Origin of the sequence: Flavobacterium sp. (genome assembly GCF_035195345.1) — a bacterium.
In the GTDB taxonomy this organism is placed as follows: Bacteria; Bacteroidota; Bacteroidia; order Flavobacteriales; family Flavobacteriaceae; genus Flavobacterium.
In genome coordinates this window covers 852,506-875,649 of sequence record NZ_CP136574.1, presented here as the reverse complement: position 1 = coordinate 875,649, position 23,144 = coordinate 852,506, and the positions used below count along the sequence as shown (strand labels likewise).

The window sequence follows — 23,144 nt, the reverse complement described above, 5'->3', positions numbered from 1 at the left end:
TTATGATTAAAGTCCCGATTTATCGGGACTTTTTTTATAATTATTTTTTTTACTGAAAAAAATAATTAATTTTATGGCAAATTTTTTAATATTATGAAAAAACAAAATTTATTATTTATACTTCTTTTTTTTATAAACCTTATCAATGCACAAAGTGTACCAAATTATTATTTTAGTCATTCGATAGGTTCATATGTCGAAACAAGTGCTTCGGCTACACTTCTCTCTAGTGTCCGTGCTGATGATGCTATAAGTACTGCCCAAAACATTGGTTTCTCTTTTGTTTACGACGGTAGTACCTATACGCAATTCAAAATGTCATCAAATGGGTTTATTAGTTTTGGTGCGGGTTCTAGTTCAAGAATATCAAATACTTTTACTTCTGCTGTATATTCTAGTTCTAGACCATTTATAGCGCCTCTATGGGATGATTTATCTGGTATAAGTACTAATTCAGTAGCCGCTTATGAAGTAACAGGAAGCGCTCCAAATAGAGTACTTACGGTTGAATGGCGTAATTGGTTTTGGGATAAAAATGCCGCTACTGCAGCTATTCCAAATCCTACAATTAGCTTTCAAGTTAAATTATATGAAACTACTAATGTGGTAGAATTTTTGTATCGTCAAGAAACAGGTTCTGTGTCACCTGTATCAGGAGGAGCTTCTATTGGAATTGGTTCATCTGGTAGTGCAAGTTATTTAAATTTGACAAGCGTTAGTAATCCAGTGGTTTCTAACTCTAACCATGTTATAGATATAACTACAAAACCATTGACTGGTCAAATATTTTCGTTCAGTCCTTGTGCGCCTATTTTAGCTCCAACAATTAGTTCAACAGCTACAAGTTGTTCATCGGCAGGTACTAGTACTATTTCAAATTATAGTGCTTCTAATACTTATACCTTTTCACCTGCTACATCAGGAATTACAATAGCACCAAGTGGTTTGATATCAGGCATGGCAGAAGGAATAAGTTATACAGTTATTGCAACAAATGGAGCATGTTCATCAGTAGCTTCTGCTTCTTTTTCGAATGCTACACAATTACCTACACCTTTGGTTCCAACGATTAGTTCAACGGCTACAAGTTGTTCATCAGCGGGAACAAGTACAATTTCGAATTATGATGCTTCAAATACATATACTTTTACGCCTGCTACGTCAGAAATTACTATAGATGCAACAGGATTAATATCAGGTTTAATAGAAGGAACAAGTTATACAGTTATTGCAACAAACGGAGGATGTTCATCAGTATCTTCTGCTTCTTTTTCGAATGTTGCACAATTACCTACACCTTTGGTTCCAACGATTAGTTCAACGGCTACAAGTTGTTCATCAGCGGGAACAAGTACAATTTCGAATTATGATGCTTCAAATACCTATGTATTTACACCTGCTACATCAGGAATTACAATAGCACCAAGTGGTTTGATATCAGGCATGGCAGAAGGAATAAGTTATACAGTTATTGCAACAAACGGAGGATGTTCATCAGTAGCTTCTGCTTCTTTTTCGAATGCTACACAATTACCTACACCTTTGGTTCCAACGATTAGTTCAACGGCTACAAGTTGTTCATCAGCGGGAACAAGTACAATTTCGAATTATGATGCTTCAAATACATATACTTTTACGCCTGCTACGTCAGGAATTACTATAGATGCAACAGGATTAATATCAGGTTTAATAGAAGGAACAAGTTATACAGTTATTGCAACAAATGGAGCATGTTCATCAGTAGCTTCTGCTTCTTTTTCGAATGCTACACAATTACCTACACCTTTGGTTCCAACGATTAGTTCAACGGCTACAAGTTGTTCATCAGCGGGAACAAGTACAATTTCGAATTATGATGCTTCAAATACATATACTTTTACACCTGCTACGTCAGGAATTACTATAGATGCAACAGGATTAATATCAGGTTTAATAGAAGGAACAAGTTATACAGTTATTGCAACAAACGGAGGATGTTCATCAGTAGCTTCTGCTTCTTTTTCGAATGCTACACAATTACCTACACCTTTGGTTCCAACGATTAGTTCAACGGCTACAAGTTGTTCATCAGCGGGAACAAGTACAATTTCGAATTATGATGCTTCAAATACTTATACCTTTTCACCTGCTACATCAGGAATTACAATAGCACCAAGTGGTTTGATATCAGGCATGGCAGAAGGAATAAGTTATACAGTTATTGCAACAAACGGAGGATGTTCATCAGTAGCTTCTGCTTCTTTTTCGAATGCTACACAATTACCTACACCTTTGGTTCCAACGATTAGTTCAACGGCTACAAGTTGTTCATCAGCGGGAACAAGTACAATTTCGAATTATGATGCTTCAAATACATATACTTTTACGCCTGCTACGTCAGGAATTACTATAGATGCAACAGGATTAATATCAGGTTTAATAGAAGGAACAAGTTATACAGTTATTGCAACAAACGGAGGATGTTCATCAGTAGCTTCTGCTTCTTTTTCTAATGCTACACAATTACCTACACCTTTGGTTCCAACGATTAGTTCAACGGCTACAAGTTGTTCATCAGCGGGAACAAGTACAATTTCGAATTATGATGCTTCAAATACTTATACCTTTTCACCTGCTACATCAGGAATTACAATAGCACCAAGTGGTTTGATATCAGGCATGGCAGAAGGAATAAGTTATACAGTTATTGCAACAAACGGAGGATGTTCATCAGTAGCTTCTGCTTCTTTTTCGAATGCTACACAATTACCTACACCTTTGGTTCCAACGATTAGTTCAACGGCTACAAGTTGTTCATCAGCGGGAACAAGTACAATTTCGAATTATGATGCTTCAAATACATATACTTTTACGCCTGCTACGTCAGGAATTACTATAGATGCAACAGGATTAATATCAGGTTTAATAGAAGGAACAAGTTATACAGTTATTGCAACAAATGGAGCATGTTCATCAGTAGCTTCTGCTTCTTTTTCGAATGCTACACAATTACCTACACCTTTGGTTCCAACGATTAGTTCAACGGCTACAAGTTGTTCATCAGCGGGAACAAGTACAATTTCGAATTATGATGCTTCAAATACCTATGTATTTACACCTGCTACATCAGGAATTACAATAGCATCAAGTGGTTTGATATCAGGCATGGCAGAAGGAATAAGTTATACAGTTATTGCAACAAATGGAGGATGTTCATCAGTATCTTCTGCTTCTTTTTCAAATTCATCCATGTTGATTTTACCAACATTAACAGCGTCAACTTCTTTAAATTGTTTAAATAATCAATTTTCAATTGATATTAATGTAACTTCACTAGGTATTGGATCATTTATCTTAACTGATGGTATATCAACTTGGCCAATAACATCAATTGGAATAATTAATTTAGGACCATATAACTTTGGAACTTCAATTAACATAAATATTTCAGATCCTCTAAATTTAATTTGTAATAGTTTAGTAGATACTTTTTCTGTCTTAGGATGTCCTCCAGCTAATGATAATTGTGCAAATGCTCAAGTATTGACTCCAGGCGGTGTATTTGATGATAATGATATTGTTGGAACAAGTTTTGCTGCTACGGCTTCAGTTGGTGAGACAGCTCCAGGTTGTGCAAGTTATTTAGGAGGTGATGTTTGGTATTCTGCTGTAGTTCCTGCTTCTGGAAGTTTAACTTTTGAACTTAACACAAACATAGGTGGTATTACAGATGGTGCTGGTGCTGTTTACAGTGGTTCATGTGGTGCATTAGTGTTAGTAGATTGTGATGATTCTTCAAGTGCTACTCCAAATGATCAACCATTGATTTCTGTTAGTGGAAGAACACCAGGTGAAGTGCTTTACTTTAGAGTTTGGGAATCTGGGAATGATATTTCAGGAACTTTCTTAGTATCAGCCTATGATGCTTCGTTATCTTCAGGTTCATTTGATAATGCTAATTTCTCTGCTTATCCAAACCCTGTTAAAGATGTATTAAATGTTTCTTACACTTCTGAAATTTCTTCTGTTAGAGTTATTAATATGATAGGTCAAGAAGTAATTTCTAAAAACATTAATGAAACTTCATCACAAATTGATATGTCTCAATTAAGTGCTGGTACATACATTGTAAATGTAACAGTAGGTGATACTATCAAAACTTTAAAAGTAGTTAAGCAATAATTAATAGTTTAAGTTAATGATTAAAGTCCCGATTTATCGGGACTTTTTTTGTTTTAAAAATGACGTTTACAATCTTCATAAAAGTTAAAACTTCGATACATAATCTTTAAATTTTATGTAGGTTTGTAAAAAAAAGTAACATGTATTTTTCGTTTATTGTTCCCGTTTATAATCGACCCGATGAAGTTGATGAATTATTAGAAAGTTTAACAAAATTCACTTCTAATATTCCTTTTGAGGTTGTAATAATCGAAGATGGTTCAACAATTCCATGTCATAGTATTATTGAAAAATATAGTCATAAATTAACTATTTCGTATTTTTTTAAACCAAACTCTGGACCTGGAGATTCTCGAAATTTTGGAATGCAAAATGCGAAAGGCGATTATTTTATTATTTTAGATTCAGATTGTATAATTCCTTCAGATTATTTAACACATGTTCAAAAGAGTTTAGAATTAGAATATGTAGATTGTTTTGGTGGTCCTGATGCTGCATTGGATTCATTTTCAGATATTCAAAAAGCAATTAATTTTACAATGACATCTTTTTTAACTACAGGGGGAATTAGAGGTGGAAGTGAAAAAGTTGATAAATTTCAACCTCGAAGTTTTAATATGGGATTGTCTAAAAAAGCTTTTGAGGCGTCTAATGGTTTTGGAAATATTCACCCTGGTGAAGATCCAGATTTATCAATTAGATTATGGAATTTAGGTTTTAAAACTAAATTAATTAAAAATGCTTTTGTGTATCATAAAAGAAGAATTAGTTGGGAAAAATTTCAAATTCAAGTAAATAAATTTGGAAAGGCAAGACCAATATTAAATTCATGGTATCCTGAGTATGCTAAAATTACTTTTTGGTTTCCAAGTCTTTTTTTAATTGGATTTTTATTTTCAGTTCTATTAACATTTTTTGCTATTTATATATTTATTGCTTTATACATATTTTATTTTTCGTTGCTTTTTATGAGTTCTTTATTGACTAATAAAAGTTTAAAAATAGCGTTATATTCAATATGGGCAGCTGTAATTCAATTTTATGGATATGGAAAAGGTTTTTTACTTTCTTTTTATAAAGTTGTATTATTAAAAAAACAGCCACAAGTGGCATTTCCAGAATTATTTTTTAAGAAGTAAAAATGACTAGAATTATTGGTTTAACAGGTGGGATAGGAAGTGGTAAATCTACCGTAGCTAATTATATTGCTTCAAAAGGTATTCCAGTTTACATAGCAGATGAAGAAGCTAAGAAAATAATGGAACGTACTGATGTTAAACATAATATTCAAAATTTGTTTCCCCAATCCGTTTTAAATGATGATAACACTTTAAATCGGAATAAAATTGCTGAATTTGTATTTTCTAATCCTGAGAAATTAAAACAACTAAATGCGATTGTTCATCCAGAAGTTAAAAATCATTTTGGTAATTGGATAAATGAACATAAAAATGTCCCTTTTATAATTAAAGAAGTAGCTATTTTGTTTGAAACAGGAGGTCATAAAGATTGCGATAAAGTAATCTTAATAACAGCTCCAGAAGAAGTTAGGATAGAAAGAGCTATGAAACGAGATAATTCAAGTAAAAAGAGCGTTTCAGCACGAATTAAAAATCAACTTCCCGAAGCAGATAAAATAAAACTAAGCGATTTTGTTGTAGAAAATACAAATTTGGAAACAACTTTATTAAAAATTGATGAAATTCTTAAAATTTTAGCAAAAACATAATAAAAGGTTATTATGTTAATCTTTGGTTAATGTATTTTAACAAGAAGTGTTAAAATGTTAAATTTGTTTCGATGAATAAATCAAGATTTAGATTATTGGTCTTTTTAATGAGTTTGTCATTAATAGGAATTATTTTAGTTCAATTGTATTGGATATCTACTTCTTTGGATAAAAATGAAGAAGAATTCAAATACCATGTGCAACAAGTTTTAGGAAACGTTTCTAATACAATCAATGAAAAAGAAATGGTTTCTTTCTATAACTATTATAATAAAATTATTGATAGCACCGGAAAAATACCTAAAGAAGAAGAATTAAAAGAGATTTATTTTTACGAGCGTGATAAAAAAACGAATGAAACTATAATTTACACGAACACATTAGTCGCTGAAAATTATGGTATTAACGGTTCTTTTTTCGATAAAAACGCTGAAGCTATTAATTTTGGGAAAGTTATTTCAAAAAGAAAAACGGAAGTTTTTAATGGAAATACTATAAATGATGGAACGTTAAAGATTCGTTCTTTTCCAGATGTTTCCATGAAAAAAGTAGGAAGCGTTACAAGTTTAGACAAAGCAAATTTTGAAGTAACATTTAAAGATGTAGTCTCTTTAAAACCATTGCAAGAAAGAGTTTCGACGGAACAATTAGGTAAATATTTAAAAGACGAACTTCATAAGTATGGTGTAAAAACACCTTTTGAATTTGGAATATACAGTAATGGTTTAGCAACTAAAATACGTTCTGAAGACTTTAAATACAATAGTAATACAACATATGGGATACCTGTATTTCAAGACAATGAAGGACTTTCTAAATATCAATTATTAGTTAGTTTTCCACAAAAAAATAAATTTGTTTTTTCTTCATTAATTGGAATTTCAAGTCTGTCTTTATTGTTTACTTTGGTTATTGTTTTAACTTATTCAAGTGCCTTGAATCAATTAATAAAACAAAAACAAATTTCTGAAATCAAAACCGATTTCATTAACAATATGACGCATGAATTTAAAACGCCTATTGCTACTATCAATTTAGCTTTAGATGCAATTAAGAATCCAAAAATTATTGATGATAAAGAAAAAGTGCAACGATATCTTCAAATGATAAAAGAAGAAAACAAACGAATGCACGCTCAGGTTGAAAATGTTTTACGAATTTCTAAATTAGAAAAAAACGAATTAGATATTTCAAAAGAACCTCGAGATGTTTCAGAAATTATTGAAGATGCAATAGAGCATGTTAGTTTAATTGTAGAAGATAGAGAAGGAATTATTCATCAACATTTTAATGCACAACGAAATACAATCCTTTTAAACGAAGTTCATTTTACCAACGTATTAGTAAATGTGTTAGATAATGCAATTAAATATTCGCCAAATGCACCAGTAATTGATGTATTTACCGAAAATATTAAAGACTTTATCTTGATTAAAATTCAAGATCAAGGAGCAGGAATGAGTAAAGTAGCTCAAAAAAGAGTTTTTGAAAAATTCTATCGTGAACATACTGGAGATTTACACAATGTTAAAGGTCACGGTTTAGGTTTAGCGTATGTAAAACAAATTATTGAAGACCATAACGGGCAAATATTTGTAGAAAGCGAAAAAGGAAAAGGTAGCACCTTTATTATAAAATTACCATTAATAAATTAAAAAGATACACTATAAACTATGGAAGCAAAAAAAATATTATTAGTTGAAGACGATCCAAATTTTGGCGCTGTTTTAAAAGATTATTTAATGATCAATGATTTTGAAGTGACGTTAGCAAAAAACGGAATGGAAGGCTTTGAAAAATTTAAAAAAGATACATACGATTTATGCATCTTGGATGTCATGATGCCCTATAAAGATGGTTACACTTTAGCTAGAGAAATTCGTGAAAAGAATCAAGAAGTGCCTATTATTTTCTTAACAGCAAAAACACTAAAAGAAGATGTGTTGAAAGGATATAAAGTAGGAGCAGACGATTATTTAAACAAACCGTTTGATTCAGAAGTGCTTTTAATGAAAATTAAAGCTATTATCCAAAGAAAAGCTTCAGAAGTGAAACCAGATACAACTAAATTTGAATTTGAAATTGGTAAATTCCATTTAAACTCAAAATTACGTTTCTTAACTTTTCCTGGGCAAGAACCTATTAAATTATCACCAAAAGAGTGTGAGCTATTAAAAATGTTAGCACTTCATGAAAATGACTTAATGCCTAGAGAATTAGCATTAACAAAAATTTGGAGAGATGATAATTATTTCACTTCAAGAAGTATGGACGTATATATCGCTAAATTGAGAAAATTCTTAAAACAAGATGAAAATGTAGAAATCTTAAACATTCATGGTGAAGGTTTTAGATTAGTAATCAAAAAATAACAAAAAAGTCCTGAGTAATCAGGACTTTTTTTATTCGTTTATTTCTAATGCGAAGCAAATCTTATCTTCTTTAGAGATTACATATGTATTTTCATTATTTGAAATGATCACTTCGTCATTCAAATTCAATTCTTTTAGAAAATTCATTTCAAAACCTTTTATGTGCTGTTTTAGGATAAATTTTCTATCCATGGTATTTAGACACCATTCTAGGTATTTTACATTGTTAGCGTGATTTACAATATCTAAATCTGATAATTGTACTTTGTAATCCAAAACTTTTTCAAAAGGAATATCCAAATTAATTCGTTGTACCGATTTTTCAGTAGCGCTGTGTTCTGGATATTTGATAAAATGCTCGTGAGGTAAAGCTAAATTTTCAGGTCTTCTGATTTGAGTATTCAATACTGCCCAATAGGTTTCGCAACCTGCTAATTTTTCATTACCACGATACAATTCCAAACATCGAGTTGAACGCGAATTTTCTAACGATTTAATCCACGTTTTTACGGTAACTTTCTCTTTCCATTTCGGTAAGCTGATAATTTCTAAACGCATTTTGCTCATTACCCAAGCTTGGTGATGTTCTTGCATATCACTAAAACTAATTCCACCTAAATCGGCATGAATTCCAGCAGTGATTTGAAAAATATTGCATAAATCGGTGTATTTCAACAAACCATTTGGATAGCATTGTAGAAAGTTGATTTCGTATTCTTGTTTTAAGATAGAAGTAAAATGAGGAGAAATGGGCATTTTTATAATTTTTGAATCTGTGATTCTATTTTTTTTATAATCTCTTTTTTATCCATCAAATAATCAAACCAACTCACATTTTCAGTTCGTTTAAACCAAGTGATTTGTCGTTTAGCAAAACGTCGCGTATTCATTTTAATTTGTTCGATAGCGAATTCTAAGGTTGTTTTTCCCTCAAAATAATCGAATAATTCTCTGTAACCAACTGTTTGCAATGCATTCAATTGTTTATTTGGATACAATGCTTGTGCTTCGGCTAAAAGGCCTTCATTTAGCATGATATCAACGCGTTGGTTGATTCTATCGTACATTATTTCTCTGTCCGCTTCTAAACCAATGATAATAGGAGTGAAGTTTCTCACATTTTTTCGTTTTCCAATAAAACTTGAATAGGGTTTTCCCGTTCCTAAACATACTTCCACAAAACGTTTCATTCGTTGCGGATTTTGAAGTGTTTGCGGATTTTCAGTTTGCAATTTTTGATAATATTCCGAATCTAATTTTTGTAATTGCTCTTGCAAATATTCGATACCTAAGCTATCAAATTTTGTATTAATTGTTTCTCTTACCGAATCATCAATATCCGGAAAATCATCAAATCCTTTCAAAACCGCCTCCACATACAAACCTGAACCACCGACCATAATTTGAATGTTGTTTTTCTGAAATAATTCGTCCAATTTAGCTAAAGCTTCTTGTTCAAAATCACCAACTGAATAACTTTCAAAAATCGATTTATTTTGAATAAAATGATGTGGTGTCGCAGCTAATTCTTCATCACTTGGAACAGCCGTACCAATTTTCATTTCTTTAAAAAACTGACGGCTATCGCACGAAATAATATCGCAACCAAAATGTTGTGCTAAAGCAATACTTAGCGCCGTTTTTCCGATGGCTGTTGGCCCGATGATTGTGATTAGGTAATTCAACTTTAAAACTTAATTACTTTGTAAACTTTGTTTTTGCGTAAATAACTTTGAATAATCGTTTTAATATCGCGATTATGTTGCATCGGTATAATGATGTTTTTCAGAATATCGATGTTAGTAATTTGATAATTTAATTCGTAAAAGCAATAACCTTTGTAAACACCATTCTCAATTAAGACAGCACTTCTTTCATCAAAAGTTCTACCGCGATCAATGATAATCATGTTGTTGTTTTCAAAAGCGTTTTCCTCTATAAATTCGGTTACTCTTTCGTTATAACTTTCCGGAGATTCTTCGCCAATACAAGCACCATTGCATTCTTTTATTTTATGTTGAAAACAAGCGTTTTTTGTAATGTATAAACCATTGATTTTCTGACACAAATTGTGTTTTTCGGTAATTTTAAACAAAGCATTTCTTCCTTCTTGTAAGGTAGTGAATGACGTAATTTCTTTTTTACGACCATCTGCTTTTTCAACGCTTAACGCTAAATAACCTTCTACATTTTTATGCATGTATAAGGCATATTGAAAAATGCTTTTGCGTTGCGCTCTATTATAAATAGGTTTGTTGATTTTAATTTCTTCACTTTCTTTTAAAAGTGCTATTAATTCGCTACCCGTTTCTTCAACTGAGACAGCAAATACATCGCGTTGTATTTTTTTACTTTTACTTGAAGTTCCCGTGAAATGTTGGTTGACGCGTTTTTTGATGTTTTTACTTTTACCAATGTAAATCAAATCGCCTTTTTCATTGTGAATGTAGTAGATTCCCGTTTTGGAAGGCAAACTTTCTACGATATCTAATAGTTTTGGTGAAATTCCCGATTTGATTTCCGTTTTAATGAAACTTTTTACGATTTCTTTTTCAACGTCTTTTGCCATCAACATTTTGAACAACTTCACAGTTGCCATGGCATCACCACTAGCTCTGTGACGGTCTGCCATTGGAATTCCTAACGCACGAACTAATTTTCCTAAACTATACGATTCTTGTTCCGGAATTAACTTTTTAGCTAATTCAACCGTGCAAAGAGTTTGTTTCTTGAAATCATAACCCAAACGTCTGAATTCGGTTTTTAAAATACGATAATCGAAAGATGCATTATGAGCTACGACAACGCAGCCTTCTGTAATTTCGATAATTCTTTTAGCAACTTCATAGAATTTTGGAGCACTTCTAAGCATGGCATTATTAATCCCAGTCAATTTCACCACAAAAGGTTGAATTGGCTTTTCTGGATTTACCAAACTAATGAATTGGTCCACCACCTCATGACCATCAAATTTATAAATGGCGATTTCGGTAATTCCTTCTTCGTTGAATTGGCCTCCAGTGGTTTCTATGTCGAGTATGCAATAAATAGTTTAAAAGTTTAAAAGGTTATGTATGATAGTAAAGACGCGATTAATCGCGTCTTTACAAATTATCTGGATCCAAATATACTACTTCCAATTCGAACCATTGTACTTCCGCATGAAATTGCGAGTTGATAATCGCCCGACATGCCCATTGAGAGAGTGTTCAGTTGAAAGTGTTCAGTGTTCAGTGTTTTGTATTTATCAAAAATCGTTTTTAGATGCTTGAATTCTTTTTCGATTTGGTTTTTATTTTCGGTGAACGTTGCCATTCCCATTAAACCAACGATTCTGATGTTTTTAAAATTATCCTTGTCATTCTGAACTTGTTTCATTAGCTCTTCCAATTCTTGTTCATCTAATCCAAATTTACTTTCTTCTTCGGCAATATACACTTGTAATAAACAATCAATTACGCGATTATTTTTTGTCGCTTGTTTGTTGATTTCTTGTAATAATTTCAAACTATCCACGCCATGAATCAAACTCACATAAGGCGCCATGAATTTTACTTTGTTGGTTTGCACGTGACCAATCATGTGCCATTCAATGTCTTTTGGCATGACTTCCCATTTATCGGTCATTTCTTGGATTTTGTTTTCTCCAAAAATACGTTGCCCAGCATCGTAAGCTTCCATTAAATCAGCCACAGGTTTGGTTTTTGAAACCGCTACCAATGTAACACGTGCTGGAATTTGGGATTTTATGGTATTGAGGTTTATTGAGATTGACATTTTTTTATTTGATCTATTAATGAATTTAAAATTAGATGTTCATCAATTATTATTTTTTCATTCTTTAATTCTTTGTAAGTTTTGAAAATATTTAAAACTTCAATTTGTTTCCAATTGTTTTCATAGTTAATCAAATATTCTGACTTTCTATTTTGTATATTTAAATAATAAACCTTATCACAATATCTTCTACTAGAAATGACCTTCAATTTAATGTCTGATTCTGAAATTAAAAAATCTTCTTGCCAAATGGTATTATATTTTTTCCCGAAAAAAGTTAATTTATTTTCATCAAAGCATATTTTGTAAATTTCATTTTTCGAATAGATTATTGAGTAAAAAATAGTAAAAATTAGATATAATGTTAGAATAATTAAAAAGTAACTATTTACATTTATTTTTTCAATAAAAAGTACTATAAAAACAATAATTAATGTTAAAATAAATAATTTGAATTTATTCCAAAATCTTAAATTGAATTTTCTACTTTCTGTTTCAAATATTTTCATAAAATGTAAAATACATTCTGAAACTAGTTCAGAACTAAAAAAATGTTTTTATTTTCTTTTACTCCCAACTTCCATCTCCAAACTCTATTAAAGCTCATACACCACCAAACCACTTCTAAACTTCGGTTCAATGTATGTTGATTTTGGCGGCATGATTAAATTATTATCGGCTAACGCTTTTATTTCATTGATATCAGAGGGGTAGAGCATGAAGCCTACTTCAAATTCGCCTTCATCGATTAGATCTTTTATTACCGAAATGGATTGCTTTCCAGGAATGTAATCAATTCGTTCGTCGTTACGTAAATCTTCGATGCCTAATATTGGAAATAATACTTTGTTGTATAAAATTTGAGCGTCCAAACTATCTAGAATCGAAGATTTATTGTGGTTTTCATGTTTGTAAAAAAGGGCATAAAAACTACCATCTAAATACATGCCAAATTCAAACTTGTTTTGGGGTTTCCATATTTCTTGGTCTTTCGCTTTAATGATAAAGTTTTCGGATAATTTTTTGATAAAATCATCTTTACTCAAACCATTCAAATCGCGAATTAATCGGTTGAATTCGTAAATTTTGACATTACTTTCGGCAATTAAAAAACTCATGAAATAATTCAAGTTTTCATTGCCTAAATGCTTGTCTTGTTCGTATAACAATTCCGCTGAAGCCGAGCGATGATGCCCGTCTGCAATATATAAATTTGGAATTCCTTCAAAATGTTCTTGTAGCCAATCGATTTCCGATTGTGTATCAATTTTCCAAAGCGTGTGTTTTTCTTTATTGGTAGTTGAATATTCGTAAACAGGTTTACTCTTTTTTCGCAACGCAATAAACGTATTAATCTCCACACTATCAGGATAAGTGATTAAAACGGGTTCGGTGTTAAAATTCGTTTGATGTAAATAATCTTTGAATAATTCCACCCGATATTGCAAGGTGTCTTCGTGTTTTTTGATGACGTTATCTTGGTAATCTTTCACCGAAGTTCCAGCAATAATTCCAGTAAAAGTTTGTCCTTTTGACTGAATTTCGTACAGATAAAAAACAGGATGTTCTTCTTCAATCAGAATTTGGTCGTGTTTAAAATCTTGATATTTGTTTGCAACGGCTTTAAAACGCTTTTCCAAAGACACTTTTTGCGCATTGGCATAAGCAGGATGAATCACATGCAAAAACGAATACGGATTAAAATCCAACCAAGCAGCAAGCTCAGCCGAACTGTAATCGTCATACGTTCTGCAAGTAACTAAGGCAACTTTATCCGCTGCCGGACGAACTGCTTTGAAAGGTTTTATTTTAGCCATTTTTATTTAGTTATCAGTCTCAGTCGCAGTATTCAGATGTAAATGCGACTGAAAACTGTGACTTTTTACTTTGAAAATTGTTTTGCAATTTTCTCTGCTTTTTTGCTTTCAGAATAATCATAAAATCCTTCACCCGATTTTACACCTAATTTTCCAGCCATTACCATGTTTACTAATAATGGACAAGGTGCGTATTTTGGATTTTTGAATCCGTCGTACATTACGTTTAAGATAGACAAACAAACGTCTAATCCGATGAAGTCTGCTAATTGTAATGGTCCCATTGGGTGCGCCATTCCTAATTTCATCACGGTATCAATTTCTTGTACACCAGCAACTCCGTTATATAATGTCTCGATTGATTCGTTAATCATAGGCATTAAGATTCTGTTGGCTACAAAACCTGGATAATCGTTTACTTCAGTAGGTGTTTTTCCTAATTTAACTGATAAATCCATGATGATTTTAGTCACTTCATCCGAAGTAGAATATCCACGGATAATTTCAACCAATTTCATAATTGGCACCGGATTCATAAAGTGCATTCCGATAACTCTTTCTGGATGAACAACTTGTGCTCCAATTTGAGTGATAGAAATTGAAGAAGTGTTAGAAGCTAAAATTACGTTATGGTTACAAACATCGCTCAATTGTTTGAAGATGTTCATTTTTAAAGTAACGTTTTCGGTAGCCGCTTCCACTACTAAATCACAACCTACCACACCGTCTTTGATGTCAGTGTACGTAATAATATTTCCGATGGTTTTGATTTTGTCATCTTCCGTAATAGTTCCTTTTGAAACCATTCTGTCAAGGTTAGCAGCTATAGTTGCCATTCCTTTTTCTAATGATTTGTCTGAAATATCAATTAATTTTACGGTAAATCCGCTTTGTGCAAAAGTATGTGCAATTCCGTTGCCCATAGTTCCTGCACCAATTACAGCTATTGTGTTCATTTTTTATTTTAGGATTTTTAGTTTATTATTTATTACTTATTCATACAATCAATAATCTGATACGCCACACGTAATGCTTCGGTTCCGTCTTCTAATGTTACGATGGGTGTGGTGTCGTTATTGATGGCATCTGCAAATGTTTCTAATTCGTCCAAAATCGCATTATTAGCTTGTACATTTGGATTGTCAAAATAGATTTGTTTTTTTACGCCTTCGGCATTTTGTAAAATCATATCAAAATCGCCAGGTACTTCTGGAGCATCTTGCATGCGAACAATTTCACACACTTTGTCTAAATAGTCAACAGCAATGTAGGCGTCTTTTTGGAAGAAACGCGATTTGCGCATGTTTTTCATGGAGATACGACTCGAAGTAATATTGGCTACGCAACCGTTTTCAAATTCAATTCGTGCATTGGTAATGTCTGGAGAATCTGAAATCACCGCAACACTACTAGCGTTAATAGATTTTACTTTTGATTTTACTACGCTTAAAATCGCATCAATATCGTGAATCATCAAATCTAAAACCACAGGAACATCAGTACCACGTGGATTAAATTCAGCCAAACGATGCGTTTCAATAAACATTGGATTCTTGATTTTATCTTTCACAGCGGTAAACGCAGGATTAAAACGTTCTACATGTCCAACCTGACCTTTAACATTGTGTTTTTTAGCTAAAGCGATAATTTCTTCGGCTTCTTCAACTGTATTTGAGATTGGTTTTTCAATAAAAATGTGTTTACCAGCTTCAATAACTTGTTTAGCACATTCAAAATGTTGTAATGTAGGAGTTACAATATCAACAACATCAACCGCATCAATTAACGCAGCAATGGAATCAAATTTTTTGTAACCAAATTCGGCAGCTACTTTGTTTGCATTTTCATCAAAAGCATCGTAAAAGCCTACTAATTCATATTTTTCTGATTGTTTTAATAATCGTAAATGTATTTTTCCAAGGTGACCCGCACCTAAAACGCCTACTCTTAGCATAAGATTAAATTTTATCAAAAGTACAATTTTAGTTTAAAGTTCAAAAGTTTAAGTTTCAAAACTTCGGAATAAAAGTTTCAGAAATTTTACATTTGATATTTAGATTTTTCAAGCTATTTTTACGAAATAAATTATTACCCAAATTGAAAGATACTAATAAACATCAAGGACTTAGAAATCAGCTTGTAAAGCAGTTGGAAGAAAAAGGAATTACCGATAAGAATGTATTGGCAGCTATTAGTAAAATTCCACGTCATTTATTTTTAGATTCGAGTTTTGAAGATTTTGCTTATCAAGATAAAGCATTTCCTATAGGTGCTGATCAAACTATTTCACAACCCTACACTGTAGCTTTTCAATCTCAATTATTAGAAATTAAAAAAGAGCATAAAATTCTAGAAATTGGAACTGGAAGTGGTTATCAAACGGCAGTTTTGTGTAAATTGGGAGCAATTGTCTATTCCATTGAACGACAAAATCAATTGTTTAAAAAGACCTCACTTTTGTTGCCAAAATTGAGTATTCGTCCGAAAAAATTAATATTTGGCGATGGTTACAAAGGTTTTGCCGAGGAGGCTCCTTTTGATGGTATCATTGTGACAGCTGGAGCTCCATTTATTCCACAACCATTGATGGCACAATTAAAAATAGGAGGAAGGTTAGTAATTCCGGTAGGAGAAAAAGATCAAATTATGACGTTGTTGATTCGTAAAAACGAGACACAGTTTGAAAAGCATGAATTTGGTGATTTCCGTTTTGTACCTCTTTTAGAAAATAAAAATTAATTAGCGAAGATTCGTTAATTTTTGTTTTAAAACTTCCAATTCATCTAAGATGGAAGTAATTTCTTTTTCTTTGGATGAATTCCCAACTTCAATGCCTTTTTGTTGAAGAATTTCAGTAATGGCTTGAATGGCAAACGTATTTAGATCGAAATTTTGGTCTAATTTCACTTTGTACCAAGAGACCAATAATGGTTTTAAATCGATTTCTAAAATTTGGGCAAGCGTTTGAATTTGTTTTTTGGTTGGAATTCTAAAACCGTTTTCAAACTTACTAATTAAGGCTTGATCAATTTTTGTAAGTTCGGCTAACTTTCTTGTGGAAAATCCTTTATCAATGCGAGCTTGTTTTAGAATTTCTTTCATTGTGATACGATTAGAAGCTTTTTTTAATTCGGTCTAAATCACGTTTTGTGTCTTGTTCTTTTAACGATTCACGTTTATCATAATTCTTTTTACCACGACACAATGCTATATCTAGTTTTGCTAATCCTTTTTCGTTGGTAAATAATCGAAGTGGTACTATGGTTAATCCTTTGTTGTCAGAATCTTTAAAAAGTTTCTTTAGTTCTTTTTTGTTTAATAATAATTTACGTTCACTTTTTGTTTTATGGTTATAATGCGTTCCATATAAATATTCTTCAATATTAGAATTAATTACAAAAAGTTCCCCTTCATTAAATTCACAAAAACTTTCTGTAATAGAAGCTTTTCCTAAACGGATTGATTTAATTTCGGTTCCAGTTAGGACAATTCCAGCAGTGTATTTGTCTAAAATTTCGTAATCGAATTTAGCTCTTTTATTAAGGATATTTACGGTCTTTAGCATAAGGCTACAAATGTAAATTAAAATTGTAGTATTTTAAAAAGATAATTACAGATAAAATTTTTTTAATCTATGATTTATATCAGTTTTTAGCGTTTTTCTACTAAATATCTTTGACTTATAATTTTAAAACTTAACAAAATGAGAAAAATAGTTTTTGCTTTAATGGCGATGTCTTTAATGACAGTAAATTTTGTAAACGCACAAGATAACGAAACAAAAGAAGAATCGAAATCAAATGAATTTAAAAGATGGCAAGTTAGATTAAGAGCGGTTGGAGTTGCTCCAGATGAAAGTGCTTCAATTGGTATTATTGGTGGTGATGTTGCTATTTCAAATGCTTTAATTCCTGAATTAGACTTTACTTATTTTTTTACAGAAAATTTTGCAGCTGAGTTAATATTAGGTACGGCAAAACATGATGTTCAAGCAATTAATACAGCAGCTGGCGATGTAAATTTAGGCAGTGTTTGGTTATTGCCTCCAACATTAACAGCGCAATATCATTTTTATACTTCAGACAAAAAAGTTTTCAAGCCATACATTGGAGCGGGTGTAAATTATACATTATTTTACAATGTTAAATCGGGAGATGTTGCTGATGTATCATATGATAATGCTTTAGGTTATGCAGCACAATTGGGGTTCGATTTAATGCTAGATGAAACATTTTTTATCAACTTAGATGTTAAACGTTTATTTTTAAGTACCGATGTTAGTGTTGATGCTTCAAATTTAGCACCAGGATTAATCATCCCAGCGGAAGTAGATGTCAATCCTTGGTTAGTAGGAGTAGGTGTTGGTATGAAGTTTTAATACGTATTTAAAAAAAATCAGTTAAAAGAGATCGTCAAAAGCGGTCTCTTTTTTTACTTTAATTTCAGGTAAATTTTAAACGACTTTAGACTTCAAAATTAAAAAGTAAAAAAACTACTTTTATATACTTTTTTTTTTAACTTTAAAAACCCTAATTAAACTACTAAAACCATGAGTACTACATTTGAATTAATAGACAAAGAAATAATAGCATTATTAAATTTCCCAAAGTCGGATGTGTTAGAAGATAATGATGAAATATCTTCTCGTAAAAACGAATTAGATCGCGCGCTTTCATTAGGTAATTTAGAGCATGTTAAAATTAAAATTTACTTTGAAGACGATAAGTCAAAAAAAATGGTAGAAACTACAATTTGGGGAGTAACAGATAACCGAGTAATTTTAAAACAAGGTGTTGTAATTCCAGTAAATAGAATTCATAAAATTGTTTAATCTTAATTTTTTAAATCATATGAGAAAAATAGCTCTTTTAGGTTTGTTATTTTTGTTTTCAATAGGTGCTTTAGCGCAAGAAACAAAAGTAATTAAAGATGGTAAAAAAGTTACCAAAGAACAAGTTGTAAAGAACAAGAAAGAATTTCAAAAGAAATTAGACGCAGCTAAAAAAAAAAGAGGCATCCACTAAAAAAGATACAAAAAAAAGGTAAAGAAACTAAAGCTAAAGTTATAGTTAATAAATCGGCAGCAGAATAAAAAGAAGATTTAAACGAGACTGGCATTTATAAAACAGCAGAAAAAAAGTATATACTAAACCCCAAGGCGGAAAATAATATATGAATAAAACGTATATTGATTAATCTAATGATTTTATGGTTACCCAATACCGATAAGCAATAATTGCTTTTTGCCATTTTTTAGCTTTGATAGGATCTAAACGTTGTTTGGTAAAACTAGGTAAAAGAGCTTTGTTAAGTTTGGCAATTATTTTATACATCGTTTAATTTTTGGCAAATATAGTAAAATTAAAAATCCCGATTTTGAATATTAGTTAAAATGATTTTTAATCATATTAACCTATAAAATAATGATTTTTTAAAGCATTTTAAATATTTAAATAAACTTGATTTCTAAAATATTTTTTTATCTTTCTACTGAATTTATATAAATACTAAATCATATATTTAGATATTAAAAGTTATTCTGAAAATCAAATTTTCAGAATAACTTTTGAATAATAAATTATTTTGGTTTCATTGCATTTTCAATTCGCGCCACTAAATCATTAAGGTGAAATTTAGTTAATCGATCAGGTGTAGTTGAAGCAGCAACTTTTAATTGACTTTTTAGTTCATTTAATTGACCTCTAGCAATTGATGGAATATCAGTATCTGCTAAAACAATTCGTCTGCCACTAAAAAAGGTTACATTGCTTTTATCACTAGACATGGTTTCAATAAGTTTAGAAACAAATAGTTTTTGTAAATTTCTTCTATAAATATCAATAGGAGTGTTCATTTTTATTTCAGAGAAAATACCTCTTCTTAAATCACTCATTAATTCATCTACTGAATAATTCGCTTTGTTTTGAGAAGAAGTTTCTAACAATCGAACCAAACGATCTCCAGATAATAAACTGGATAAAGTTCCATCTTGAATCGATTTAATTGCTTCAACTCCATTTTCAGGTTTAATTTTAGATAAAATATTTTGATCTAATAACCACATAGGTGTTTTAAATAATTGTTTATTTAAAAATGCAACTGCTTCGTTTTGAATAGCTGAAGGAACAACTTCATATTGGCTTCCTTCCATGTCATATGTTTTTGGTGTTTCATAAATACCTCCTACATTTTTAGTAACATGTCCCATGTAACGTCTAAATTGACCTGTTAATGAATTATATAAACCATTTAGTTCATCATAATCTTCACCGTTTTCTTTACTCCATTCAATTAAGTTAGGTAGAATTCGTTTTAAGTTTTTAATACCATAATCGGATGCTTTCATGGCGTTATCTCCTAAATCTTCTGTTTGGTATCTTGGGTCGTACGGATTAGTTTCGGTACCAAACCATAAACGACGATTTTTATAGGCATCTTTAGTCATCTCATTTAAAAGTGCTTTTTCAGCATCTGCATCTTTAGCATCTTTGAAATACGAATAACCCCATTTAATAGCCCATTTGTCATAATCACCAATTCTTGGAAATAAATCGGTTACACCATCTTCTGGTTGTGCAACATAATTAAAACGAGCATAATCCATAATAGATGAAGTGTGACCATTTTTCTTTTGAAACTCTGGATTTCTCAACATTTCAACCGGAGTAGCAAAACTTGCACCCATATTGTGACGAAGACCAAGCGTATGACCAACTTCATGAGCTGCCACAAATCGGATTAATTCGCCCATTAATTTATCATTAAATTTTTTGTTTCTTGCTTGAGGATCAACAGCTGCTGTTTGAATCAAATACCAATCACGTAATAAACTCATGATATTATGATACCAACCAATATGACTTTCCATGATTTCTCCTGTTCTTGGATCGTGAACGTTTGGTCCGTATGCATTTTGAATTTCAGCTGCAAAGTATCTTAATACAGAGAAACGTGCGTCTTCTAAACTCATGGTTGGATCATTTTCTGGCCAATATTCGCCACGAATAGCATTTTTCCATCCTGCAAATTCAAAAGCTTCTTGCCAATCGTCAATACCTTGTTTGATAAAAGGTTTCCATTTATCAGGAGTTGCAGGATCTAAATAATAAACGATAGGTTTTTTAGGTTCAATAAGTTCTCCACGTTTTTGTTTTTCAGCATCTTCTGCGTTTTTAGGTTCTAATCGCCATCTTACAGCAAAAATTTCGGTTTCTGCTTTTTGAGAATCTTCTTCAAATACATCATATCCATTTGCAAAATACCCAACTCTTTTATCAAATGCACGTTTGCGCATTGGATTGTCTGGTAATAAAATAAACGAAGTATTAAGCTCCATCGTTACTACACCAGCATCTAATCCTGCAGGTAAGTCAACTCCAACTTTTGGTGTTGGATTTCTTGAAATTTGTGGAGCAACAGTCGTAAATGTTTTAGTTGTTCTAATTTCTGTGTTGATTGGAAAACTCTTCACAAATTGAATGAATGATTTATCTTTTTGGAAAGTTTGAATACTTAGTAATTGTTTGTTAACTGAATTCAATGAAAAGGTTTGTAAATCAGAGTCGAAGGCAGTTGTCATATCTATAACACTTGCGATATTATTCTTTCCAGAAGCATCTTTTTTATAGGCTAGAATTTCATAAATTCCTATAATTGGATCGGCACTTGAATTTTTAACCGACTTTGTAATTGGCTTGTCCTCATCGGGAGTCATAATTACATAGGTAATCGAACGAAGCAAAATGGTGTTGTTTTGACCTTTTTCAAATCGAACAACTTGACGATTTACTTCTTCTCCTCCAAAAATTCCACCTCCAGCAGGCGTTTTAGAATATCTAGTTATTGTCATAATCTCTTTTCCAATTAAAGAATCTGAGATTTCAAAAAGGTATTTTTCACCTACTTTGTGAACATCAATTAAACCATTTTGAGTAACTGCAGTTGAATCGATTACCTTTTTATAAGGCTTAGGTTCTTTTTTTGCATCTGGTTTTTTTGCATCTGGATTAACAGCTGCTACTGCATTTGATTTTGTATTGTCTTTTTTCTTACGCTGTGCCACTAGGTCAGTAGTAAATGAAAATAATACAAGACAAATGAATACGGTTAGTTTTTTTGTCATTTTTAATTTAAGTTAGTTTTCATTCAAATTTATTTTAATTTTAATTGCTGTGTTATTTTATTAAGATTTTATTAAGACTTTTAACATATGTTCTCACGTTTTTTGTTTTATAACTTAAAATATTAACTTTGTTATGCATGCATAGTATTTTTATTTTTTCTATATTTGAAAATAAATTGAATTAAAATGGAAAAACAATCGTTGACTTCGCTTTTACAAATTACACATCCGGTAATAATGGCTCCTATGTTTTTAGTATCCAATACTAAAATGGTTATTGAGGGAATGAAAAGTGGAATTGCAGGTTGTATACCGGCGTTGAATTATAGAACATTAGATGAGCTTCAAGCTTCTATTAGAGAATTAAAAGCAGCCAAAGTTGCAGGAGGTAGTTTTGGTTATAATTTAATAGTTAACAAATCTAACGTTAAGTACAAAGAGCAATTACGTGTTTTATGTGAAGAAAAGGTAGATTTTATACTAACATCATTAGGTTCTCCAGAAGAAACTATTAAAGAAGCGCAAAAAGTTGGTATCAAAGTTTTTTGCGATGTGACTGACTTATCATTTGCTAAAAAAGTAGAAGGATTAGGAGCTGATGCTCTTGTGGCAGTTAATAACGAAGCAGGTGGTCATAGAGGAAATATTAATCCAGAAGAACTAATTAAATCTTTAAACGAAAACACATCATTACCTGTTATTTCAGCAGGTGGAGTAGGAAGTAAGGCAGATTTAGATAAGATGTTAAGCTATGGAGCTGTTGGTGTTTCTGTAGGAAGTCCGTTTATTGCCTCAAATGAAGCTGGTGTTTCTCAAGAATACAAACAAGCATGTGTGGATTACGGAGCAAAAGATATAGTAATGACGGAACGTATTTCTGGAACGCCTTGTACCGTTATCAATACACCCTATGTTCAAAAAGTAGGAACTAAACAAACTTGGTTAGAAACTTTATTGAATAAAAACAAAAGTCTTAAAAAATGGGTCAAAATGATTCGTTTTTATATCGGAATGAAAGCTACAGAAAAAGCAGCCACCCAAGTAACCTATAAAACGGTTTGGGTAGCGGGACCAAGTATTGAGGATACAAAAGCTATTTTACCTGTTAAGGATATTGTGACTAAATTGGTGAAGTAGTTCTTTATGCTTATATTTGTTTAAAATAA

General features: G+C 31.5%; 22 protein-coding genes. 10 read left to right on the top strand and 12 right to left on the bottom strand.

Annotated elements, in window-relative coordinates; genetic code table 11:
• Positions 1-93: 93 nt before the first annotated feature.
• From RSE15_RS04205 to RSE15_RS04185, 5 genes are all read left to right on the top strand, one after another.
• Positions 94-4,161, top strand: coding sequence for an NIDO-like domain-containing protein (locus tag RSE15_RS04205; protein ID WP_324069715.1), 4,068 nt, complete (start codon positions 94-96; stop codon positions 4,159-4,161).
• A gap of 140 nt (positions 4,162-4,301) precedes the next feature.
• Positions 4,302-5,300, top strand: a complete 999-nt coding sequence (locus RSE15_RS04200) for a glycosyltransferase family 2 protein (RefSeq protein ID WP_324069714.1) — start codon at positions 4,302-4,304, stop codon at positions 5,298-5,300.
• 2 nt (positions 5,301-5,302) lie between these two features.
• The gene (coaE, locus tag RSE15_RS04195) at positions 5,303-5,890 is read left to right on the top strand and encodes a dephospho-CoA kinase (RefSeq protein WP_324069713.1); all 588 of its coding nucleotides are present in this window, start codon (positions 5,303-5,305) and stop codon (positions 5,888-5,890) included.
• A gap of 71 nt (positions 5,891-5,961) precedes the next feature.
• Positions 5,962-7,545 (top strand): sensor histidine kinase, encoded by a 1,584-nt coding sequence (locus RSE15_RS04190; protein ID WP_324069711.1) that lies wholly within the window; start codon positions 5,962-5,964, stop codon positions 7,543-7,545.
• Positions 7,546-7,563: 18 nt separating this feature from the next.
• A complete protein-coding gene (locus RSE15_RS04185; RefSeq protein WP_324069710.1) occupies positions 7,564-8,262 on the top strand; it encodes a response regulator transcription factor in 699 nt (232 codons plus the stop codon).
• Between the two features lie 30 nt (positions 8,263-8,292).
• Here RSE15_RS04185 and RSE15_RS04180 read toward each other — a convergent pair whose 3' ends face one another.
• The 8 genes from RSE15_RS04180 to RSE15_RS04145 form a co-directional block, all read right to left on the bottom strand.
• Entirely contained in the window at positions 8,293-9,018 is a 726-nt protein-coding gene (locus RSE15_RS04180; RefSeq protein WP_324069709.1) for an acyl-[acyl-carrier-protein] thioesterase, read from the bottom strand.
• A 2-nt stretch (positions 9,019-9,020) separates the two neighbouring features.
• On the bottom strand, positions 9,021-9,947 hold the full coding sequence (miaA, locus tag RSE15_RS04175) for a tRNA (adenosine(37)-N6)-dimethylallyltransferase MiaA (RefSeq protein ID WP_324069708.1): 927 nt from the start codon (positions 9,945-9,947) through the stop codon (positions 9,021-9,023).
• 2 nt (positions 9,948-9,949) lie between these two features.
• Positions 9,950-11,311, bottom strand: coding sequence for an exonuclease domain-containing protein (locus RSE15_RS04170; RefSeq protein ID WP_324070403.1), 1,362 nt, complete (start codon positions 11,309-11,311; stop codon positions 9,950-9,952).
• Between the two features lie 62 nt (positions 11,312-11,373).
• Entirely contained in the window at positions 11,374-12,039 is a 666-nt protein-coding gene (locus RSE15_RS04165; protein WP_324069707.1) for a YggS family pyridoxal phosphate-dependent enzyme, read from the bottom strand.
• Positions 12,024-12,548 carry a hypothetical protein gene (locus tag RSE15_RS04160; protein WP_324069706.1) on the bottom strand — a complete coding sequence of 175 codons (525 nt, stop codon included), beginning with the start codon at positions 12,546-12,548 and terminating at the stop codon, positions 12,024-12,026. The genes RSE15_RS04165 and RSE15_RS04160 overlap by 16 nt, the downstream gene beginning before the upstream one ends.
• 87 nt (positions 12,549-12,635) lie before the next feature.
• On the bottom strand, positions 12,636-13,856 hold the full coding sequence (locus tag RSE15_RS04155) for a DUF1015 domain-containing protein (protein ID WP_324069705.1): 1,221 nt from the start codon (positions 13,854-13,856) through the stop codon (positions 12,636-12,638).
• A gap of 65 nt (positions 13,857-13,921) precedes the next feature.
• The gene (locus RSE15_RS04150) at positions 13,922-14,812 is read right to left on the bottom strand and encodes a 3-hydroxyacyl-CoA dehydrogenase family protein (protein ID WP_324069704.1); all 891 of its coding nucleotides are present in this window, start codon (positions 14,810-14,812) and stop codon (positions 13,922-13,924) included.
• A gap of 32 nt (positions 14,813-14,844) precedes the next feature.
• Positions 14,845-15,810 carry a Gfo/Idh/MocA family protein gene (locus tag RSE15_RS04145; protein ID WP_324069703.1) on the bottom strand — a complete coding sequence of 322 codons (966 nt, stop codon included), beginning with the start codon at positions 15,808-15,810 and terminating at the stop codon, positions 14,845-14,847.
• Between the two features lie 143 nt (positions 15,811-15,953).
• On the opposite strand from RSE15_RS04145, the gene RSE15_RS04140 reads away from it, so the two are divergent.
• Positions 15,954-16,595 carry a protein-L-isoaspartate(D-aspartate) O-methyltransferase gene (locus RSE15_RS04140; RefSeq protein WP_324069702.1) on the top strand — a complete coding sequence of 214 codons (642 nt, stop codon included), beginning with the start codon at positions 15,954-15,956 and terminating at the stop codon, positions 16,593-16,595.
• Here RSE15_RS04140 and RSE15_RS04135 read toward each other — a convergent pair whose 3' ends face one another.
• The gene (locus RSE15_RS04135; RefSeq protein WP_324069701.1) at positions 16,596-16,958 is read right to left on the bottom strand and encodes a helix-turn-helix domain-containing protein; all 363 of its coding nucleotides are present in this window, start codon (positions 16,956-16,958) and stop codon (positions 16,596-16,598) included.
• 10 nt (positions 16,959-16,968) lie between these two features.
• Positions 16,969-17,421: an SsrA-binding protein SmpB gene (gene smpB, locus RSE15_RS04130; RefSeq protein ID WP_324069700.1), complete on the bottom strand. Its 453-nt coding sequence runs from the start codon at positions 17,419-17,421 to the stop codon at positions 16,969-16,971.
• Between the two features lie 138 nt (positions 17,422-17,559).
• Here smpB and RSE15_RS04125 point away from each other — a divergent pair, with 138 nt between their 5' ends.
• The 3 genes from RSE15_RS04125 (at position 17,560) to RSE15_RS04115 (ending at position 18,880) form a co-directional block, all read left to right on the top strand.
• Positions 17,560-18,234: an OmpW/AlkL family protein gene (locus tag RSE15_RS04125; protein ID WP_324069699.1), complete on the top strand. Its 675-nt coding sequence runs from the start codon at positions 17,560-17,562 to the stop codon at positions 18,232-18,234.
• Between the two features lie 171 nt (positions 18,235-18,405).
• Positions 18,406-18,687, top strand: a complete 282-nt coding sequence (locus RSE15_RS04120; protein ID WP_324069698.1) for a hypothetical protein — start codon at positions 18,406-18,408, stop codon at positions 18,685-18,687.
• A gap of 19 nt (positions 18,688-18,706) precedes the next feature.
• Positions 18,707-18,880, top strand: coding sequence for a hypothetical protein (locus RSE15_RS04115; protein ID WP_324069697.1), 174 nt, complete (start codon positions 18,707-18,709; stop codon positions 18,878-18,880).
• Positions 18,881-19,048: 168 nt separating this feature from the next.
• Here RSE15_RS04115 and RSE15_RS04110 read toward each other — a convergent pair whose 3' ends face one another.
• The gene (locus RSE15_RS04110; protein WP_324069696.1) at positions 19,049-19,189 is read right to left on the bottom strand and encodes an SsrA-binding protein; all 141 of its coding nucleotides are present in this window, start codon (positions 19,187-19,189) and stop codon (positions 19,049-19,051) included.
• A gap of 245 nt (positions 19,190-19,434) precedes the next feature.
• Entirely contained in the window at positions 19,435-21,978 is a 2,544-nt protein-coding gene (locus tag RSE15_RS04105) for a zinc-dependent metalloprotease (protein ID WP_324069695.1), read from the bottom strand.
• Between the two features lie 186 nt (positions 21,979-22,164).
• Between RSE15_RS04105 and RSE15_RS04100 the strand changes: the two genes are divergently transcribed.
• Positions 22,165-23,115: an NAD(P)H-dependent flavin oxidoreductase gene (locus tag RSE15_RS04100; protein WP_324069694.1), complete on the top strand. Its 951-nt coding sequence runs from the start codon at positions 22,165-22,167 to the stop codon at positions 23,113-23,115.
• Positions 23,116-23,144: the final 29 nt, after the last annotated feature.

What these genes read in the sequence shown, in the direction of transcription:
- RSE15_RS04205 (WP_324069715.1), top strand. Translation starts at nt 94, where the DNA reads ATGAAAAAACAAAATTTATTATTTATACTTCTTTTTTTTATAAACCTT.
- RSE15_RS04200 (WP_324069714.1), top strand. Translation starts at nt 4,302, where the DNA reads ATGTATTTTTCGTTTATTGTTCCCGTTTATAATCGACCCGATGAAGTT.
- RSE15_RS04120 (WP_324069698.1), top strand. Translation starts at nt 18,406, where the DNA reads ATGAGTACTACATTTGAATTAATAGACAAAGAAATAATAGCATTATTA.
- RSE15_RS04180 (WP_324069709.1), bottom strand. Translation starts at nt 9,018, where the DNA reads ATGCCCATTTCTCCTCATTTTACTTCTATCTTAAAACAAGAATACGAA.
- RSE15_RS04105 (WP_324069695.1), bottom strand. Translation starts at nt 21,978, where the DNA reads ATGACAAAAAAACTAACCGTATTCATTTGTCTTGTATTATTTTCATTT.
- RSE15_RS04125 (WP_324069699.1), top strand. Translation starts at nt 17,560, where the DNA reads ATGAGAAAAATAGTTTTTGCTTTAATGGCGATGTCTTTAATGACAGTA.
- RSE15_RS04115 (WP_324069697.1), top strand. Translation starts at nt 18,707, where the DNA reads ATGAGAAAAATAGCTCTTTTAGGTTTGTTATTTTTGTTTTCAATAGGT.
- RSE15_RS04150 (WP_324069704.1), bottom strand. Translation starts at nt 14,812, where the DNA reads ATGAACACAATAGCTGTAATTGGTGCAGGAACTATGGGCAACGGAATT.
- RSE15_RS04155 (WP_324069705.1), bottom strand. Translation starts at nt 13,856, where the DNA reads ATGGCTAAAATAAAACCTTTCAAAGCAGTTCGTCCGGCAGCGGATAAA.
- RSE15_RS04145 (WP_324069703.1), bottom strand. Translation starts at nt 15,810, where the DNA reads ATGCTAAGAGTAGGCGTTTTAGGTGCGGGTCACCTTGGAAAAATACAT.
- RSE15_RS04135 (WP_324069701.1), bottom strand. Translation starts at nt 16,958, where the DNA reads ATGAAAGAAATTCTAAAACAAGCTCGCATTGATAAAGGATTTTCCACA.
- RSE15_RS04160 (WP_324069706.1), bottom strand. Translation starts at nt 12,548, where the DNA reads ATGAAAATATTTGAAACAGAAAGTAGAAAATTCAATTTAAGATTTTGG.
- smpB (WP_324069700.1), bottom strand. Translation starts at nt 17,421, where the DNA reads ATGCTAAAGACCGTAAATATCCTTAATAAAAGAGCTAAATTCGATTAC.
- RSE15_RS04190 (WP_324069711.1), top strand. Translation starts at nt 5,962, where the DNA reads ATGAATAAATCAAGATTTAGATTATTGGTCTTTTTAATGAGTTTGTCA.
- RSE15_RS04185 (WP_324069710.1), top strand. Translation starts at nt 7,564, where the DNA reads ATGGAAGCAAAAAAAATATTATTAGTTGAAGACGATCCAAATTTTGGC.
- RSE15_RS04165 (WP_324069707.1), bottom strand. Translation starts at nt 12,039, where the DNA reads ATGTCAATCTCAATAAACCTCAATACCATAAAATCCCAAATTCCAGCA.
- RSE15_RS04110 (WP_324069696.1), bottom strand. Translation starts at nt 19,189, where the DNA reads ATGTATAAAATAATTGCCAAACTTAACAAAGCTCTTTTACCTAGTTTT.
- coaE (WP_324069713.1), top strand. Translation starts at nt 5,303, where the DNA reads ATGACTAGAATTATTGGTTTAACAGGTGGGATAGGAAGTGGTAAATCT.
- RSE15_RS04100 (WP_324069694.1), top strand. Translation starts at nt 22,165, where the DNA reads ATGGAAAAACAATCGTTGACTTCGCTTTTACAAATTACACATCCGGTA.